This is a genomic window from Rhizobium ecuadorense (genome assembly GCF_001187535.1).
Lineage (GTDB): Bacteria > Pseudomonadota > Alphaproteobacteria > Rhizobiales > Rhizobiaceae > Rhizobium > Rhizobium ecuadorense.
The window spans coordinates 1-400 of record NZ_LFIO01000632.1; the positions used below are offsets into that span (position 1 = coordinate 1).

The 400-nt window shown below is 62.8% G+C and carries 1 protein-coding gene; it reads left to right on the forward strand.

Annotated features, from left to right (window positions below):
* Nucleotides 1–400, forward strand: a 400-nt coding sequence (locus AF337_RS12420; RefSeq protein ID WP_152971028.1) for a vWA domain-containing protein, incomplete at both ends; no start/stop codon positions are given.

Here is a 400-nt window from a genome sequence, read left to right on the forward strand (position 1 = left end):
ATTATTTCCCCTATGACTGGCCGGGTCCTGAAAATGCCGCCCAGCCTTTCAAGGCGACGGTGACTGTGATGCCGACCCCGTGGAACCACGACACGGAATTGATGCATGTGGCGATCAAGGGCTATGACATCGCGCCGGCGACCACGCCGCATGCCAATCTGGTCTTCCTGATCGACGTGTCGGGTTCGATGGACGAGCCGGACAAGCTGCCGCTGCTGAAGAGCGCCTTCCGGCTCCTCGTCAACAGGCTGAAGGCCGACGATACCGTCTCGATCGTCACCTATGCCGGCAATGCCGGCACCGTGCTGTCCCCGACACGCGTGGCGGAGAAATCGAAGATCCTGTCGGCGATCGACAAGCTGGAGCCCGGCGGCTCGACCGGCGGCGCCGAAGGCATCGA